Raw genomic sequence first — 17461 nt, forward strand, 5'->3', positions numbered from 1 at the left:
AGTTATTTAACCTTTTGACGCATGCCTTGGCTTGCACGGAATGTAAGAACCCGGCGCGGCGTGATTGGCACTTCCACACCCGTTTTCGGGTTGCGTCCGATACGCTCGGATTTGTCCCGAAGAACAAAGGTGCCAAAACCAGAAATTTTGACATTGTCACCATTCAGTAAAGCAGTGGTCATATGGTTAAGTATTGATTCGACCATCGCGGCGGCGTCCGCGCGCGACAAACCGATTTGACGGTTAAGCATCTCGGCCAAATCGGCACGTGTTAATGTTCCTGCTTCAGCCATATTCGTCTCCGGACCTCGACTTGTATTGGTAAAATAAGACCATACATTAGAATTTCAATTTGTAAAATAGTGATGTTATCGGAAATCTACATCCGTATGATGGATGCGCCCCAGGTGAATCCACCACCCATTGCTTCCAAAACAACAATGTCCCCTATTTTGATCCGGCCATCGCGCACCGCGACATCTAAGGCCAATGGAACCGACGCTGCCGATGTATTTGCATGCTGATCAACGGTGAGGACAACTTTGCTGGGATCGAGCGCCAGCTTCTTGGCCGTTGCCTCAATAATCCGGGCATTTGCCTGATGCGGAACGACCCAATCGATATCGGCTGGCGTCAATTCTGTCGCGGCCAGCACCTCATGCAATACATTGGTGAGATTGGTCACGGCATGGCGGAACACCTCGCGTCCCTTCATCCGCAATTTGCCGACGGTGCCCGTCGTGGATGGACCGCCATCGACATATAATAATGCATTATGTTGGCCATCGGCATGCAATTTGGTCGCCAGCGCGCCGCGCGTTCCCACTTCGCCTGACAACACAACCGCGCCAGCGCCGTCGCCAAATAATACGCAAGTCGTGCGGTCTTCCCAGTCCAATATGCGGCTAAAGGTTTCGGCCCCGATGACCAATGCATTATGGGCGGACCCTGCGCGGATCATGCTTTCCGCGACGGAAAAGGCATAGAGGAAGCCCGAGCACACCGCTGCCACATCAAAGGCAACGCCGCCATTGCAGCCAAGCGCATGTTGCACAATGGTGGCAGAAGCAGGAAATGTCTGGTCGGGCGTTGCGGTCGCCAAAATGATCAGATCAATGTCACAGGCCGACATGCCAGCCGCGTCCAGCGCCCGGCGCGATGCTTCGATTGCGAGGCTGGAGGTTGTTTCATCAGGCTCGGCAATGTGCCGGAACTTTATACCTGTCCGCTCGGTAATCCATTCGTCGGTCGTATCGACCTTATTGGCCAGATCTGCGTTCGACACGCGGTTGCGTGGAAGCGCCGACCCAGTGCCCTTGATAACGGCACGAAGAGCGACTTCGGTCACGCGGCCTGTATCCGCGCAAGATCTTGCGTGATGCGCGCCGTGATATCTTCTTCAACCAATCTGGCAGCCACCTCGACGGCATGGGCCACGCCCTTGATGTTGGCGCTGCCATGGCTTTTGACGACCACACCATTCAACCCCAGGAACACCGCGCCATTATGATTATTGGGGTCAAGATGATGCCGCAGCAATTCGGTGGCGGGACGCGAAACCAGAAATCCGAATTTCGAACGGATGGAGCTGGTGAACGCCCGGCGCAAAAGATCGGTTACGAAACGGGCCGTGCCTTCGATCGATTTCAACGCGATGTTGCCCGTGAAACCATCGCAGACCACAACATCGCATTCGCCGCGGTTAATCTTGTCGGCCTCAACAAAGCCTTGAAAATCCATATGCAGGGCGGTTGCATCGCGTAAATGCTGCGCCGCGTCCCGCAGTTGATCGGTGCCCTTCATTTCCTCGGTACCGATATTCAACAAGCGGACACGCGGGCGGTCAAAGCCGAAGATGATACGCGAATAGGCCGCACCCATGATGGCAAACTGGACAAGGTTTTTCGCCTCACACTCGGTGTTTGCGCCCAAATCGAGCATCACCACATCTGTGTCTTCAAGCGTTGGCAGCAAGGCGGAAAGTGCTGGCCGGTCGATGCCGGGCATCGTGCGCAGGGCAAGTTTGGCGGTGGCCATTAAGGCGCCGGTATTGCCGCCGCTCACGGCGGCGCTGGCATGGCCAGACTTCACGGCATTGATGGCCATGCCCATGGAACTGGTCTTGGCCTTGCGCAAGGCGGCGCTAACCTTGTCATCGGCGGTAATGACAATATCGCTATGCAGGATTTCGGAGGCAGCGCGCAGATTGGGATGCTTAACAAGCGCAGATTTAATCTGCGTTTCGTCACCTACCAATAAGAATTGGAAGTTTGCATGCCGGTGCCGTGCCAAAGCCGCGCCTGCGACCATCACCGCGACGCCTTCATCGCCGCCCATCGCGTCAATGGCGATACGCGGTTTCATCGACACCAGCTATTCTCCTTGAACAGGATTAGGCGACTGCTACCACTTCGCGGCCATTATAATGGCCGCACGCATCGCACAGATGATGTGGACGCTTTAGTTCGCCGCAATTGGCGCATTCTTGGTACGCAGCAACCTTAAGCGAATCATGGCTACGGCGCATGCCGCGCTTCGAAGGGGATGTTTTTCTTTTGGGGACAGCCATTTCGGCACCTGTTCCATTTCAAAATCAATAAGTTCTAGGCCATGCTAGGCGAAAGAGATGGTCGTGGCAAGTAATCGCCAGAATCGGCCTCATTCATCCGCACATGTCTGTGTGAGCGGCGCGATATACTTGTTTTTCGGTGCTTTGCAAGCCGAGAGATAGCAGTTAGGGTTAGGACCACTTAAATGTACCTTCGTGGTTTGAAGCCATACTGTTCAATGCAAGGCGGCAAGCGCAGGGCTTAGTGGTTCTAAGTCCAAGCTTGCCAACGCGGCAATGGACAAAATGGGTCAAATCCGAAGGACGTCAGCACAAACTGGGAGAGAATATATGTTAAGTTTACCCGTCACCCTGACAATAGCCGCAGGGGCCGCATTGGTGAATATCTGGCTGATGATCCGTTGCGGTCAAGCGCGCACCAAGGAGAGCGTCTCGGTTGGCGATGGCGGCAATGAATTTGTCATCCGCCGGATGCGCGCGCACGCGAACTTCGTGGAAAGCGCGCCGTTCATCTTGATCCTGATTGCCGCACTCGAAGCGACAAGCGGAACCAATAATTGGCTTTGGGGCCTTGGCCTCGTCTATATCATCGGGCGTTTCGCCCATGGCCTGGGCATGGATGGCGGAGCACTTGGCAAGGGCCGTATGGTCGGCACGCTGACCACCATGATTACCTTGCTTGGCCTTGCTGGTTGGGCCTTGTGGAACGTATACGCAGCGGTTCTTTAACTGAACCCTGTTTACCGAGCCGTTAGGGTCTCGCCCTCAGCACATCGTCTGCGACAAAGGCGTTGTGCTTGCGTTCATAGCCAAATTGGCTGGTTGGGCCATGGCCGGGGATGAAGGTGACATCATCCCCCAATGGCCACAACTTCGTCGTGATCGCGTTGATTAAGTCGGCATGATTGCCGCGTGGGAAATCGGTGCGACCAATCGACCCTTGAAACAGAACATCGCCCACAATCGCCAGACGGCTGGGTTGATGATGGAAAATGACATGTCCGGGCGTGTGGCCGGGGCAGTGAATAACATCAAGCGTCAGATTGCCGACGGTTACAGTGTCGCCGTCGACCAACCAGCGGTCAGGCTCAAAACTATGCGCCTCCATGCCATAACGCGCGCCGTCATCGTCGAGCTTATCGATCCAGAAACGGTCGTCCTCATGCGGGCCTTCAATCTTCAGGCCCAATTCTTGCGCCAGCATCCCTGCTTGCCCGCAATGGTCGAGATGGCCGTGCGTCACCAATAATTTTTCCAGCTCGACACCCGTTTGCGCCACCGCAGCCTTTAACTTGTCGAGGTCACCGCCGGGGTCAACCAAAGCGCCCTTGTTCGTTTGCGTGCACCAAAACAGCGTGCAATTCTGCTGCAATGGGGTGACGGGAATGATCGCGGCCTTTAACGGCGGGGTCATATTGGGCGTGGATGTAACATCTGACATATCTATTCATGTGCCGCATGCGCGCAGCGGAGGCAAGCCTTCAAAGCCGCCGCCCTGCCCAAACAACCCTGCCGATGATGGCGATGGCAGCGCCGTCCACATCTGGCCAACCGGGATAGGCAGGATTGTCCGATAACACCGACAAGCGCCCTTTTGGTCGGCTGGCCAGCCGTTTGACCATCAACGCATCCTCCAGCCGGATGACATGAATGCCGTCGCGCAACGGCCCCGCCGCCGCACGGTTGTCGACCATGATGTCATCGCCATGGTTCAACGTGGGCGACATCGAATCACCCTCTACCTGAATCAATGACAGCTTTGCCGGATCCAACCCCTGCTTCCGCAACCATTTTTCGTCAAAACCGATTTTACCAGCGAGCGTTTCGCTACTCGCAATCGCACCGGCCCCCGCCGATGCGCCGACCGCAAGCTTGGGAATAAGCCGGATCCCGTTTCTGGTCGCACCCGCGTCCGGCCCACCCAGGACGCTTTCGTCCACACCAAAATATCGCGCCAATATCCCGCGCTCCGTCTCTGGCAGTTTTTTGGGGGATCCGCGTTTGATAAATTGTTGAATATAAGTGGGATTACGGCCCACCAGTTTCGATAGCCCCGCAAAATCTTCAGCATTTTCTGCAATCAAGCGCGCCAAAGCAGCCCTTGGGTCTTCCCCCATTTTGATCCCTCCGGTTCGGTTGGAAATTTCCTAGACTTGTAGGATTTATCCTAACACCTTGTTCTATATTTGTTCTTACTGATTCGGGCAAGCCAATCCGGGTCGAACGTGGAGGAGACAACATGCACATCACGCGCCTTATTGAGAGATTTCTTCGGGAACAAGACCTGCCACCCACCAAATTTGGGCGCTTGGCGGCTGGGGATCCACGGCTTGTGCTGGATATCCGCATGGGGCGGGAAATTAGACCCGAAATGGAGACAAAACTGCGGCAGTTCATGTCCAATTATGGCCAACACACCCACGGCAGGAAAGGCATATGAACATGCGGACACAAAAGGGGGCGCTTATACACGCCTTGCGCGCGCTCATCCCTGCGGCCGACATCAGCATATTGCACGAACGGCCATGGCACAGCCTCACTTTTTCTGGCACGCAACTTTGCCTGTCGGTGCAGATGCAGGATGGCGCATGGCACGACAACGCGGAGGCGCTATCGCAGATGTTGTCAGAACATGAATTTGATTTGCCCCACCAGATCGTCGCCGACATTGCGGTAACGCAGGCGATGGTGGTCAAAGGCGCGCACTGCTTGATCATCGATGCTTTGTTGCTGGATAGTTGATGTACCGCAGAACTTGTGCACCGTCGTCATCGACCGTACACAAGGGGCATGACCACACAAACCGCACCGACCTTAGCGCGCATCGCCCCAGAGGCCATTGGCGCGCATCTGCAAAGCTATTGGCACGCCCTGACCATCTGGGTGCAGACCAATTATGTTGAACTGGGCATTGCCGTGGTGGCGGCACTCATCGTGTTTGTGGCGCTGAGCTGGCTGAAAAGAATTGCCGCAAATATCGCGCGCGCCAGCGAGCACCGGGCACATTTGAAATCGATCATCGCCCGCACCTTGGCACGGACGAGCAAATTTTTCCGCGTCATGGTGGCGATAGAATTGGTCAACCAGATGGCCAATGCGCCAGCGGCACTGACCCAGACCGTCGATATCTTGTTCACCATAGCTATTGTCATTCAAGTCGCCATCTGGCTGCGCGAAATCATCTTGGGCTTGATTGAGCGGCGCGCAGGCGAAGGCATTCATGAACATGATACCTTGCAAAGCGCGATGGTCCTCATTCGCCTGCTCGTCAGCTTCGTCTTATTTGCTGTCGCGGCCATTGTCGTGCTCGACAATCTGGGTGTTAACGTCACGGGTCTCGTGGCCGGCCTTGGCGTTGGCGGCATTGCGATTGGCTTGGCCGCGCAAGGTATTTTCTCCGACCTGTTTGCGGCCATCTCGATCATTTTCGACAAGCCGTTCCGGCGCGGCGACACAGTGTCCTATGACAATACGATAGCGCGGGTTGAAGTCATCGGCATGAAAAGCACGCGACTGCGTGCGCTGACAGGGGAAGAGAAGATTATTTCCAACAGCAAATTGCTGGAAAAGGAAATTACCAACAACACCCTGACCTTGTATCGGCGGGTCACTTTTGTCCTGACGCTTGTCTATCAAACACCCCCTGCCCTTGCCCGGCGTGTGCCCGACATTCTGCGTGCAGCGGTTGAGGCCAATGGCGCGCAATTCATCCGCGCCGGATTCAACAATTTTGCCCCAAGCTCGCTCGATTTCCATCTGGTGTTCGACATTGAAAGCGATGATGTCGAAGAGATGTTTCAGGCGCGCCACGATATTGGCATTGCGATTATCGATAGCTTCGCCCGCGAAGGCATAGCTTTTGCTTATCCCACGCAGACGACTTTCACCGCTGCACCCGATGGCACGATGGTGATGCCTTATGCCGCGCCGCCCAAAACAGCCAAGGCACGTTCAAAAAGCTGATTCGCAGCTGAGAGGTCAAAGAGCCGCAAGCATGCCGTAACGGCAAACAGGCGGGGCTTGTATTGCGCGTTTGAAACCGCCACGGTGAGACGATATTAGGAAGCAGGAGACTCCATATGACCGCAATTACCCCCGCTGAATTCGCAACCAAAGTCGGCGAAAATATCGGCGTATCGGAATGGATTTTGGTGGATCAGGACATGATCAACAAATTTGCCGATGCAACAGGCGATCATCAATTCATTCACATCAACGAAGAATTGGCCAAGCAGACGCCGTTCGGCGGCACCATTGCCCATGGCTTTTTGACCTTGTCTTTGTTCCCGGTGATGAGCGCCAAGTCCGATTGCCCCAAGGTGGCGGGCGTCAAAATGGGCGTCAATTATGGTGGCAACAAAACCCGTTTTCTCTCCCCTGTTCGTTCGGGCAAGCGCGTGCGCGGACATTTCAAACTTCTTGAACTCGTTGAAAAGCGCCCTGGCCAATGGCAGCAGACGCTTGAGTTCACCGTCGAGATTGAGGGTGAAGACAAACCAGCACTTCAGGCTGAATGGATCAGCCAGTTTTTCGTATAATTTTCAATTCAAGGAACCATTACCATGCGTGACGCAGTAATCGTATCAACCGCCCGTACCGCCATTGGCAAAGCCTATCGCGGCGGATTTAACGCAACGCTTGGCGCGACGCTCGGCAGCTATTCGTTGAAGGCCGCTGTGGAGCGCGCTGGCATTGAAGGCGGCGAAATTGATGACGTCCTTTGGGGCTCCGCGCTGCAGCAAGGCACACAGGGCGGAAATCTTGCCCGTCAGGTTGCATTGCGCGCTGGCCTGCCGATTTCTGTTTCGGGCATGACCATGGATCGCCAATGTTCTTCCGGCCTGATGTCCATCGCAACTGCAGCAAAGCAAATCATCGTCGACAATATCGATGTGATGGCCGCTGGTGGTCAAGAATCCATCTCGCTGGTGCAAACTAAGGAAATGCGCGTTCAGGCCGACCCTGAATTGGTTGCCCTGCATAATTCGATTTACATGCCGATGCTGCAGACCGCTGAAGTCGTGGCCAAGCGTTACAATGTCAGCCGCGATGCGATGGACGAATATGCCCTGCAATCGCAGCAACGCACCGCCGCCGCGCAAGCCGCTGGCTATTTTGATGCGGAAATCGTTCCCGTAACCACGATGATGAACGTCGTGAACAAGGAAACGGGCGAAGTCAGCCAGAAAGAAGTGACCATATCCAAGGACGAAGGCAATCGCGCCGATACGCAGTTGGCCGGTTTGCAATCGCTTCAGCCCGTGCTTGGCCCCGATATGACGATCACCGCCGGCAATGCAAGCCAGTTGTCCGACGGTTCTTCCGCCTCCATCTTGATGGAAGCAAAGCTGGCCGAGAAAAAGGGGCTCAACCCGCTTGGCCGTTATGTCGGCATGGCGGTAGCCGGGACAGAGCCAGACGAAATGGGCATTGGTCCTGTATTCGCAATCCCCAAATTGCTGCAGCGTTTTGGCCTGAAGATGGACGATATCGGCATCTGGGAATTGAACGAAGCATTTGCTGTGCAAGTCCTATATTGCCGCGACAAATTGGGCATTCCAAACGAGTTGCTGAACGTCAATGGCGGGTCGATTTCGATTGGCCATCCTTATGGTATGACGGGCGCGCGCTGCACCGGCCATGCCTTGATCGAAGGCAAGCGTCGCGGTGCGAAATATGGTGTCGTCACCATGTGCGTTGGCGGCGGAATGGGCGCCGCTGGCCTGTTCGAAATCTTTTAATCGCACATAAGAAAATAAGGAACAGCCGCATGTCCGCCATTGGTGTAATCGCAACATTGACCGTTGCCGAAGGCAAGAATGAAGATTTTGAGGCTGTTTTTGCAGAACTCGCTGCAGCGGTTCGGGCCAATGAACCGGGGAACGTATTTTATACGCTCACTCGGTCACGGTCCAACCCGCAAGTGTACAAAGTGCTTGAGCAATATGTCGATCAAGACGCACTGACCGCACATGGCGCCAGCGCCTATTTCAAGGCCGCAGGACCCAAGCTTGGCCCATGCCTCGCGGGCGCATCCGATATTGAGTATCTTGACGCGTTATAAAGCTGATCCGCCGCATTAAGTGGCGTCCCCACCGGAACAGGCGCGGCTATCGCTCGTTTGCTTCACTTCCAACAAGGAGTGAAAAAATGACGCACGATACGGACATCAAAGAAAAATTCTGGACGTCACTCAAATCGGACCGGACCATGTTTTTGGGCCTAGCCGAAGGCAAAGACGGCCATGCGCGTCCAATGACCGCGCAATTGGAGGACGCCCACTTCAACGATGGCCATTATGACGGGCCAATCTGGTTCTTCACCGCGCGTTCCGGCAGCCTGTATCAAGATGTGGGTGCAGGTGCCCGTGCGATGGCGCACTTCGCATCCAAGGGGAATGATATATGGGCCACGGTGCACGGCAATCTATCGCAATCCACCGATCAGGCGACCATTGACCGTTTATGGAACCGCTTCGTTGCCGCTTGGTATACAGGTGGCAAGGACGACCCGGAAGTCGCCCTTATCCGGTTTGACCCCGAAAATGCCGAAATCTGGATTGATGCATCCAGCATGGTTGCTGGCATAAAGATGCTGATGGGTATCGACCCGAAGCAGGACGCCAAAGACAAGGTTGCGCGCGTTACCTTGTAAGCGGTTAGAGGATTTAGGCCGGGGACAGGACCTAAGCCGGGGACAATTGCGTTGTCCCCGAAATAGGCGTTGATCCAACTCCCTCACCCCATAAGGCGTCATCCTGAACTTGTTTGACCGATGGTCACTTCGTTCAAGGGTACATTTATCCTTTCTAGCTCTCGGCATGCTGCAAGATGGACTCTGGAACGACAGTCACCGAAGGTGAAACAAGTTCAGGGTCACGAAGTGGGAGGATGACGGCCCGCCTCAGATATGTAATAAAAATTTACGTTATTTTACCACTTTTTTTTGACTCAGAATGAGATGTAATTCTTTAAAAAGGTCACGCCACGTAATTTTCGGGGGAAGATTCCGATGCCTTATAAATACGGACATTATTATGTGGTCTTCGTGCTGGCCGTTATCTTAGCGGGCTTTTGGAAAAGCTACTTTAGCATAGCAGGTGCAGTTCCATTTGCGTTTCATGCACATGCATTTTCAGCGACGATCTGGCTCCTGCTGCTGATCCTCCAAAGCGCGTCAATACACGGACGTCACAACGCTTTTCATAAACTAGCGGGATTGGCGAGTCTTGGTCTTTTCCCGCTTCTTATTGCTGGTTTTGTCATGATAATTAACGTGACCGCGGCGGGATACGCGGCTCAAGAAAGTCCGTTCGTCATGTTGCTTGGGCCATCATTCGGCATCGGCATGTTCATCGCGATTGCAGCATATCTAACGCTTTTTTACCAAGCGTTGCGACATCGAAGAAACATTCGGTTGCATGCAGGGTATATGCTTGCGACCCCGCTAATCCTGTTTGAATCTCCATTTAGCCGGTTGATGGAGCAGGCATTCCCTTGGATGAACTTTATTGGCAGTGAAGGGCCAATGGCTGTGATCGACGTCATCTCAATTAGTAACGGCTTGGCAATCCTCTTTGCAATGACCCTCTACTTTATGGATCGCAAGCATGGCGCGCCTTGGTTAGTGGCCTCAGCGTTCATGGCGGCGCAAACCATCATGATGTGGTTTGCACCATCCACTCCATTGTTGCATACACTGTTTCAATTCTACGCCATGCTTTCTCCGGAGATCACTGTCTTAACGGGGATGTTAGCGGCTGTTCTAGTTGGTTATTTCGGTTGGCTGCGGGGGGTACGACCGATCCGGCCACCAGTGCAAACCAGTCTGACTTCGGGTTAGGAATTACGGGGAATTACGAAATTACGGTGAAAGTGCACTAAATTATAGCAAGCTGCGCATCACGGCTCTAAGCCGGAATTAAAGGTGTGATTTTCGACGTTGTGATGTTGCATCTATTGAGGTTTTTAGGTGCTGGAATTACGGTGACAAGTGCGTCATCCCCGAAATAGCTTTGCACTATGACGGATCTGGCCAACATCTTCTTCGCGCCTCTGCGCTCTCTGCGCCTCTGCGTGAGATTATATTGGCGCAGCGTTCGATGCTGACTTTATTGTGCAGGGTCATCGCTGAAAACCCGCAGGAATCGGTGCTACCCAAAACGCTATTACGCAGGTCCGAACAACGGGGAAAATTGCACCGCTCAATTGTGGCTGGATATCCAGTCTTCGACAATCGGCGCAATTTTTTCGCGCCATTTGCTGCCGTTGAAAATGCCATAATGGCCGACTTCTGGCGCCATATGATATTTCTTCAACGCCGCAGGCAGGCTTGTCGCAATGTTCAACGCGGCCTGTGTCTGGCCCAATCCGCTGATATCATCGCGTTCGCCCTCAATCGCCAGCAAACCGATATCGGTGATAGCCGCAGGATCAACCAGCTTACCGCGATAGTTGAATTCGCCCTTTGGCAGCAAATGACGCTGGAACACCGTATCAACGGTTTGCAGATAGAATTCCGCCGTCATGTCGCAAACCGCGCGATATTCATCGTAAAATTCCTTATGCCGATCGGCACTTTCCCCATCGCCTTTCACAAGGTCGGAGAACATCGACCAATGGCTCATCATATGGTTGCCCAAGTTCATCGACATAAAGCCCGAAAGCTGCAGAAAACCCGGATATACGCGGCGGCCAGCACCCTTGTAATAAGGCGGCACAGTCGCAATCACATTTTGCACGAACCATTCATGCGGACGCTGAGTCGCGTGGTTGTTCACAACGGTCGGCGCCTCGCGCGTATCAATGGGGCCGCCCATCATCGTCAATGTGCGCGGACGCAGTGGATGATCCTTTGCGCTCATAACCGCCGCAGCGGCATAAGCCGGGACCGACGGCTGGCAGACGGCCAGCATATGCGCGCCGCGCCCGCCTGCATCTGGGCCGAGAAACTCAAGCCACTCGATCAGATAATCGATATAGGTTTCAAGGTCGAACCCGCCACCCGTCAACGGCACATCGCGCGCGTCTTTCCAGTCGGTGATGTAGACGTCATGCGTGACTATCATGCGCTCGACTGTGCCGCGCAAGAGCGTCGCAAAGTGCCCGGACATCGGCGCGCAGATGAGAAGCCGTGGCTTATCGCTGCTGCCTTCATAGGCGAAACGCTTCAACTGGCCGAATGGCTTACGCGCAAGATTTTCTTCCTGAACCACCAAAGTTTGGCCGTCGATGACAACTTCGTTCAATCCGAACGCTGGCTTTCCACGCGGCAGAACCGAATGGGCAAAGACTTCCAATGCGGAAGCCGCAACCGGAGCCATTCCGCCATAATTGAACGGCGAAGGCAGCGCGCTGAGCCATTCCGACTGCTTTTGCGCAACCCAGCCTGCGCCCGCAAGCCAGCCGCGTTGAAGGTCATATCCGGTGTACAGCATGTTCAGGCCTTTAAAATTTGTATCGGCAATATTCTGCCGCAGTTGTAGGTGGCTTTACGCATTTATTGTGCATTGCACCATAGGAAAAGCGTTTACATTCTCCGTGGCGGATTGTTACCCGTCCGGCGCACTGCTAGGCGAGCGCGATGACAAACGATATTTCCGAAACGCAGGCCATAACGCCATCCGAAGAAGCGGCTCCCGCCAAGCCCAAGCTTAACTTTGGCAGTTTGCGCATGATAGGGCATTTCACGATCCGCTATCCGCGCCAGATCACTTATGCCCTGCTCGCGCTGATTGCAGCAGCGGCGTCGACACTTGCCATCCCTTATGGCCTGCGCCTGATTATCGATGAAGGCTTTGTCAAAAATGGCGGCGATCCTGCGCCCTATTTCTATTTGCTGTTGGGCATCGTGGTTGTCATCGGCATTTCGACGGCATTCCGTTTTTACTTCGTCAGCTGGCTAGGCGAGCGCGTGGTGGGTGATATTCGTGTTGCGGTGCAACAAAATCTATTGCGTTTGGCTCCGCGCTTTTTCGAAGAAAATCGTCCCGGAGAAATCGCCAGCCGCATGACCGCTGATACCGCGATTATCGAACAGATTGTCGGCACCACCGTGTCCGTTGCATTGCGCAATATCTTTATTGGCGTGGGCGGCGTTACCTTGCTCTTCGGCCTCGCTCCAAGCCTGACCATATGGTTACTCGCGGGCATCCCGGTGGTCGTTTTGCCAATTGTATTTCTGGGACGGCGACTGGAAAAGGCATCGCGCAATAGCCAAGATAATGTCGCCAGCGTCGGCACGATCATTTCAGAAGCGCTTGGCGCGATCAAGATCGTTCAGGCCTTTGGACAGGAAAGCCGCGAAGGCGTGCGTTTTGCCGATGCCGTAGAAGGCACGTTCAATGCCGCGAAAAAACGTATCCGGTTGCGGGCGTTTCTGACTGCACTTGTAATGGCTTTGATATTCGGCGGCATCACGTTGCTCGTTTGGGAAGGCACCGACCAAGTGAAGGAAGGCGTCATATCCTCCGGAACTTTGTTCGCAGTCGTCCTGTATGGGGCATTGGTCGCGGGGTCATTTGGTGCGCTGACCGAAGTATATGGCGACCTTGTGCGCGCATCGGGCGCAGCATCGCGGCTCGCCGAATTGCTAAACGAAGTGCCCGAAATTGCGCCCCCTGCTAACCCAGTTATTATGCCGCCAGCGCGCGGGCAGTTGGAATTCCAACATGTCCGCTTCCGCTATCCCACACGGCCTGAGATCGCGGCGCTCGACGATTTCAGCCTAAAAGTATCGCCGGGGGAAACGGTTGCTGTTGTCGGGCCATCGGGCGCAGGCAAATCAACTTTATTCCAACTGGCGGAACGTTTTTACGACCCTGAAATCGGCACCGTGCGCATTGACGGTGTTTCCCTGACTAGCGCAGACCCCGCAGAATTCCGACGCCGGATATCGCTAGTGCCGCAAGACACCGTATTGTTCGCGGCCTCCGCGCGTGACAATCTGCGTTACGGCCAATGGGACGCGAGCGACGAGGCGATCTGGGCGGCAGCGGAAAAAGCAAACGCAGCGGGTTTCCTAAGTGAGCTACCCGAGGGACTGGAAACCTATCTCGGCGAGGGCGGCGCGCGGCTTTCGGGCGGCCAGCGGCAACGGCTAGCAATTGCCCGTGCCTTGTTGCGCGATTCGCCGATCTTGTTGCTTGATGAGGCCACGAGCGCGTTGGACGCCGAAAGCGAGAAATTGGTGCAAGATGCGCTGGAGCGACTGATGGTCGGCCGCACCACAATCGTGATTGCGCACCGGCTGGCAACCGTGCGTTCCGCCGACCGTATCATCGTGATGGACCAGGGCAGGATTGTTGAAGAGGGCGACCATGTAACGCTGAGCGCCGCAGGCGGATTATATGCCCGTCTCGCCAGCCTGCAATTTGATGCTTAACAGGAGGGAAACTCTCGTTCCTGTAATTTAAGCAATGATATCAGGCACCAATTGATCTTCCAGACGCATGATCTGATCCTTCAAAATCAGCTTTTTCTTCTTCAGTCGCGCGATCTGGAGTTGGTCGATCACCGTCTGGGCTGTGAGCGCGCGAATGGCGTCGTCGAGATCGCGATGCTCAATCTTCAGTTGTTCTAGTTGCTGCTGATAGCCATCGTCGTTCATACGCCTTTCTACACAGACTGCGGCGAACAAGTCATCGTTAAAAAAACGGTCACTTGGCCGAAATCTGGGTTTAGCCCGCGCCCCGACAATAATTATCGGCAAGACTCCAATCACAATTCGTGATTTACTCCGTGGTCAGATCGCCGAGTCTCAGACTGAAGGAGAATGATGTGCATAATAATCATCTGTCCGCGCTTCGTAACAAGCATGCCGAACTGGAGCAAAAACTGGAGCGCGAAGAAAACAGGCCGTTCCCCGACAGCCGAACCGTTCTCGATCTAAAAAAACAAAAGCTACATCTTAAAGACGTTATACTGCATGAATCGGCATCAACTGGTTGACTACGAATAATTTCAGACGGGGTATCGCTTGCCCTCTCGGTCTCTGCTAAGCGAGGTCTATGGAAAGCGCTACCCGTTCTGCCCGCAATATCCTGACAGGTTTGCACGAGGTGATGGCCTCGAAAAACCATGCACAGGGTAAGCTGAATCATGTGGTCAACATCATCGGCGAAGCGCTTTCAAGCGAAGTATGTTCAATTTACTTATTGCGCGATGGCGCACTTGAGCTGTTTGCGACGCGCGGGTTGAACCAAGCTGCCGTGCACATTACGCGCTTGGGTTTGGGCGAAGGTCTCGTTGGGACAATTGCTGAAAATGTCGAAACACTGAACCTGGATGAGGCGGCAGCGCATCCGAATTTCCGGTACGTACCGGAAACGGGTGAAGAACGCTTCCACAGTTTTGCAGGCGTGCCAATTGTCCGTTCCGAACGGGCCGTCGGCGTGCTCGCGGTCCAGCATGTCGAGCCGCGTAAATATGAAGAGATTGAGATTGAGGCGCTGCAAACCGTTGCCATGGTGTTGTCGGAACTGATTGCCAACGCCGACCTAATTGACGAACCAACTGGCCGGGACGGCAATGAGACCGGCACGATTAGCCTCACAGGATTAACGCTAGTTAAAGGTGCGGCGGCTGGCGTCGCTATTTTTCACCAGCCACATGTCCGCATCGAGCATACCGTTGCCGAGGATATCGAAGCCGAGCGCCAGCGTGTCTATTCCGCCTTCGATAAAATGCGTGAGCAAATCGACCGCATGGCGAGCCAGATAGATTTTGGCACAGGCGGAGAACATGAAGAGGTCATCGCGACCTACAAAATGTTCGCTTATGACGAAGGCTGGAGCCGTCGGATTAACGAAGCCATTGACAGCGGCCTAACCGCCGAAGCCGCAATTGAACGGGTTCAGCAACGCACGCGTATGCGCATGCGGCAGATTGACGACGCGCTGCTTGCCGATCGCATGCACGATCTGGAGGACCTGTCGAACCGTTTACTGCGCATCGTTTCCGGGCAGATGAGCACCGCCGCGCAGCTGGGGCTGAAAAAGGATTCCATCCTGATCGCGCGCAATTTGGGTCCCGCAGAATTGCTGGAATATGATAAAAGGCGCCTGCGCGGTGTGGTCTTAGAAGAAGGCTCGCTTACCGCACATGTGGTGATCGTGGCACGTGCCATGGGCATTCCGGTTCTTGGCCGGGTGCGCGGCATTCGCCACAAGGTGCGCGACGGCGACATGCTGTTGCTGAACGCTGACGACAAAAGCGTTATCGTGCGCCCTTCGTCTGCGACAGAAGAGATATTTCAACATGATCTTGTTGATCGGCAAAAGAAAAAGGCGCGCTATGCCGCGATGCGTGATGAAGCATCTGTCACTAAAGACGGAGTGCCGGTTACGCTAATGATTAACGCTGGCTTGCGCGATGACATGTCGGCTTTGGCGACAACCGGCGCGGAAGGCGTTGGCCTTTTCCGGACCGAGTTCCAGTTTCTGATTTCGGCAACCTTACCCCAACGCGAGCGGCAGCAGCGCTTTTACCGCGACGTTTTAGACGCGGCTGGCGACAAGCCAGTGATTTTCCGCACGCTGGATATCGGCGGAGACAAGGCGCTTCCTTACCTCAAGGATGAGACGCACCAAGAGGAAAATCCCGCGCTGGGTTGGCGTGCGTTGCGGCTGTCGCTTGATCATGCCGGCTTGATGAAGGCGCAAGCGCGCGCGTTGATTGAGGCAGCGGCCGGTCGCACACTCAACGTCATGTTCCCGATGGTCTCTGAGCCATGGGAATTTGATGCGGCCAAGGCCATTTTCGACGGCCAGATTGAATTTCTAGGGCGGCAGAAAAAGATATTACCTAACAAAATCCGTTATGGCGCGATGCTTGAGGTCCCTGCTCTGGCTGAGACGCTCGACATCCTGCTGCCCAAGATTAACTTTCTGTCTATTGGCACAAACGACCTGACCCAGTTTCTTTTTGCTGCGGATCGCGCTGATCCCCGTTTGGCAGAACGCTATGACTGGCTGAGCCCCGCTATCCTGCGGTTCATCCGGCGGGTCGTCAAAGCTACTGAGGGCCACGACGTCGACGTCGCGGTATGCGGCGAAATGGGGGGACGGTCACTTGAGGCGCTTGCCCTTATGGGCATTGGCATTCATAGATTGTCGATCACACCAGCCGCCGTTGGGCCTATCAAGGCGATGATCCGCTCAACCAGCCATTTTGATATCCGCGCAAAAATGGAAGAGTTGCTCAACAATCCTACAGAGAATTTGCGTGAAGAACTGACGAGTTGGGCAATTGGTCAAGGCGTTGAAATCGGATGAGTAAAGGTACCTTAATTATCTGATTATCCCCAATTAACATTGACATTATTCAATTGGTGCTCATTATCCCCGCGACTGCACGCAGATGTGGGGGAGCGGGTCGTGGAGATTGCAGTGGACGAAATTCCTCAGGTGGAAGCGGAGCCTATGACTGTAGGTGAAGAACTGAAGGCCGCGCGCGCGCGGATGGACATGAGCTTGTCTGACCTCGCCACCGAGACACGCGTACCCGTGCGACATCTGGAATCCATTGAGCGATCCGAATTCAGCGCGTTGCCGGGACATACATATACGGTTGGTTTTGTTCGGTCTTACGCCCGTGCGGTCGCCCTCGACGATATTGCGATAGTGAATGCGCTACGCGCCGAATTATCTATCGGCGGACATAAAAGATATGAGGCACCCCTGCAGAATTACGAGCCAGCGGACCCTGCGCGTGTTCCTTCCAAAACCTTGGCATGGACCGCCGCAGCAGTTGCGGGGCTAGTTTTGGTCGCTTATCTGATTTTCAGAAGCTACGCATACTAACTACAGCATTCAAGGCAACAGCGCTCAAGCCGGTGGCCACTCTGAATGATGATAAAACCGCTGGGAATGTCGGCATGGACGAACAATATCCT

At 54.5% G+C, this 17461-nt stretch carries 20 protein-coding genes; 12 read left to right on the forward strand and 8 right to left on the reverse strand.

Translation table 11 applies throughout. The annotated features are described in order from the left end of the window. Nucleotides 1–2: 2 nt before the first annotated feature. The 4 genes from Q0O07_RS02335 to rpmF form a co-directional block, all read right to left on the reverse strand. Nucleotides 3–293 (reverse strand): integration host factor subunit alpha, encoded by a 291-nt coding sequence (locus Q0O07_RS02335; protein WP_295489865.1) that lies wholly within the window; start codon nt 291–293, stop codon nt 3–5. 86 nt (nt 294–379) lie between these two features. Next, on the reverse strand, nt 380–1348 hold the full coding sequence (locus tag Q0O07_RS02340; RefSeq protein WP_295489867.1) for a beta-ketoacyl-ACP synthase III: 969 nt from the start codon (nt 1346–1348) through the stop codon (nt 380–382). Then, the gene (gene plsX, locus Q0O07_RS02345) at nt 1345–2364 is read right to left on the reverse strand and encodes a phosphate acyltransferase PlsX (RefSeq protein WP_295489980.1); all 1020 of its coding nucleotides are present in this window, start codon (nt 2362–2364) and stop codon (nt 1345–1347) included. The genes Q0O07_RS02340 and plsX overlap by 4 nt, the downstream gene beginning before the upstream one ends. Before the next feature lie 28 nt (nt 2365–2392). Continuing rightward, nucleotides 2393–2569 carry a 50S ribosomal protein L32 gene (rpmF, locus tag Q0O07_RS02350; RefSeq protein WP_125229645.1) on the reverse strand — a complete coding sequence of 59 codons (177 nt, stop codon included), beginning with the start codon at nt 2567–2569 and terminating at the stop codon, nt 2393–2395. A gap of 330 nt (nt 2570–2899) precedes the next feature. Here rpmF and Q0O07_RS02355 point away from each other — a divergent pair, with 330 nt between their 5' ends. After that, complete coding sequence (locus tag Q0O07_RS02355) at nt 2900–3298, forward strand: MAPEG family protein (RefSeq protein WP_295489869.1); 399 nt, start codon at nt 2900–2902, stop codon at nt 3296–3298. A gap of 22 nt (nt 3299–3320) precedes the next feature. On the opposite strand, the gene Q0O07_RS02360 is transcribed toward Q0O07_RS02355, so the two are convergent. Next, nucleotides 3321–4010 (reverse strand): MBL fold metallo-hydrolase, encoded by a 690-nt coding sequence (locus tag Q0O07_RS02360; protein WP_295489871.1) that lies wholly within the window; start codon nt 4008–4010, stop codon nt 3321–3323. A 40-nt stretch (nt 4011–4050) separates the two neighbouring features. Continuing rightward, nucleotides 4051–4692 (reverse strand): S24 family peptidase, encoded by a 642-nt coding sequence (locus tag Q0O07_RS02365; protein ID WP_295489982.1) that lies wholly within the window; start codon nt 4690–4692, stop codon nt 4051–4053. Nucleotides 4693–5011: 319 nt separating this feature from the next. Here Q0O07_RS02365 and Q0O07_RS02375 point away from each other — a divergent pair, with 319 nt between their 5' ends. The 7 genes from Q0O07_RS02375 (at nt 5012) to Q0O07_RS02405 (ending at nt 10411) form a co-directional block, all read left to right on the forward strand. Continuing rightward, nucleotides 5012–5311 carry a hypothetical protein gene (locus Q0O07_RS02375; protein ID WP_295489875.1) on the forward strand — a complete coding sequence of 100 codons (300 nt, stop codon included), beginning with the start codon at nt 5012–5014 and terminating at the stop codon, nt 5309–5311. A 48-nt stretch (nt 5312–5359) separates the two neighbouring features. Further along, on the forward strand, nt 5360–6532 hold the full coding sequence (locus tag Q0O07_RS02380; protein WP_295489877.1) for a mechanosensitive ion channel family protein: 1173 nt from the start codon (nt 5360–5362) through the stop codon (nt 6530–6532). A gap of 116 nt (nt 6533–6648) precedes the next feature. Then, complete coding sequence (locus Q0O07_RS02385; protein ID WP_295489880.1) at nt 6649–7107, forward strand: MaoC family dehydratase; 459 nt, start codon at nt 6649–6651, stop codon at nt 7105–7107. Nucleotides 7108–7131: 24 nt separating this feature from the next. Continuing rightward, on the forward strand, nt 7132–8310 hold the full coding sequence (locus Q0O07_RS02390) for an acetyl-CoA C-acyltransferase (RefSeq protein WP_295489883.1): 1179 nt from the start codon (nt 7132–7134) through the stop codon (nt 8308–8310). Nucleotides 8311–8339: 29 nt separating this feature from the next. Beyond that, nucleotides 8340–8633 carry a putative quinol monooxygenase gene (locus Q0O07_RS02395; RefSeq protein WP_295489885.1) on the forward strand — a complete coding sequence of 98 codons (294 nt, stop codon included), beginning with the start codon at nt 8340–8342 and terminating at the stop codon, nt 8631–8633. Between the two features lie 86 nt (nt 8634–8719). Continuing rightward, on the forward strand, nt 8720–9223 hold the full coding sequence (locus Q0O07_RS02400; protein WP_295489887.1) for a pyridoxamine 5'-phosphate oxidase family protein: 504 nt from the start codon (nt 8720–8722) through the stop codon (nt 9221–9223). A gap of 357 nt (nt 9224–9580) precedes the next feature. Further along, on the forward strand, nt 9581–10411 hold the full coding sequence (locus tag Q0O07_RS02405) for a hypothetical protein (protein ID WP_295489889.1): 831 nt from the start codon (nt 9581–9583) through the stop codon (nt 10409–10411). A gap of 361 nt (nt 10412–10772) precedes the next feature. Here the strand turns inward: Q0O07_RS02405 and Q0O07_RS02410 are convergent, their stop codons facing one another. Beyond that, complete coding sequence (locus tag Q0O07_RS02410; RefSeq protein WP_295489890.1) at nt 10773–12005, reverse strand: polyhydroxyalkanoate depolymerase; 1233 nt, start codon at nt 12003–12005, stop codon at nt 10773–10775. A gap of 236 nt (nt 12006–12241) precedes the next feature. Here Q0O07_RS02410 and Q0O07_RS02415 point away from each other — a divergent pair, with 236 nt between their 5' ends. Continuing rightward, complete coding sequence (locus tag Q0O07_RS02415; RefSeq protein ID WP_295489985.1) at nt 12242–13951, forward strand: ABC transporter transmembrane domain-containing protein; 1710 nt, start codon at nt 12242–12244, stop codon at nt 13949–13951. Between the two features lie 27 nt (nt 13952–13978). Here Q0O07_RS02415 and Q0O07_RS02420 read toward each other — a convergent pair whose 3' ends face one another. Then, nucleotides 13979–14176, reverse strand: a complete 198-nt coding sequence (locus tag Q0O07_RS02420) for a DUF465 domain-containing protein (protein ID WP_295489892.1) — start codon at nt 14174–14176, stop codon at nt 13979–13981. Between the two features lie 170 nt (nt 14177–14346). On the opposite strand from Q0O07_RS02420, the gene Q0O07_RS02425 reads away from it, so the two are divergent. The 3 genes from Q0O07_RS02425 (at nt 14347) to Q0O07_RS02435 (ending at nt 17369) form a co-directional block, all read left to right on the forward strand. Beyond that, nucleotides 14347–14517, forward strand: a complete 171-nt coding sequence (locus Q0O07_RS02425) for a YdcH family protein (protein WP_295489894.1) — start codon at nt 14347–14349, stop codon at nt 14515–14517. Between the two features lie 59 nt (nt 14518–14576). After that, nucleotides 14577–16841 carry a phosphoenolpyruvate--protein phosphotransferase gene (gene ptsP / locus Q0O07_RS02430; RefSeq protein ID WP_295489896.1) on the forward strand — a complete coding sequence of 755 codons (2265 nt, stop codon included), beginning with the start codon at nt 14577–14579 and terminating at the stop codon, nt 16839–16841. Between the two features lie 102 nt (nt 16842–16943). Continuing rightward, nucleotides 16944–17369, forward strand: a complete 426-nt coding sequence (locus tag Q0O07_RS02435; protein WP_295489899.1) for a helix-turn-helix domain-containing protein — start codon at nt 16944–16946, stop codon at nt 17367–17369. Nucleotides 17370–17461: the final 92 nt, after the last annotated feature.

This window comes from Sphingorhabdus sp. EL138 (assembly GCF_945890115.1).
In the GTDB taxonomy this organism is placed as follows: Bacteria; Pseudomonadota; Alphaproteobacteria; order Sphingomonadales; family Sphingomonadaceae; genus Sphingorhabdus_B.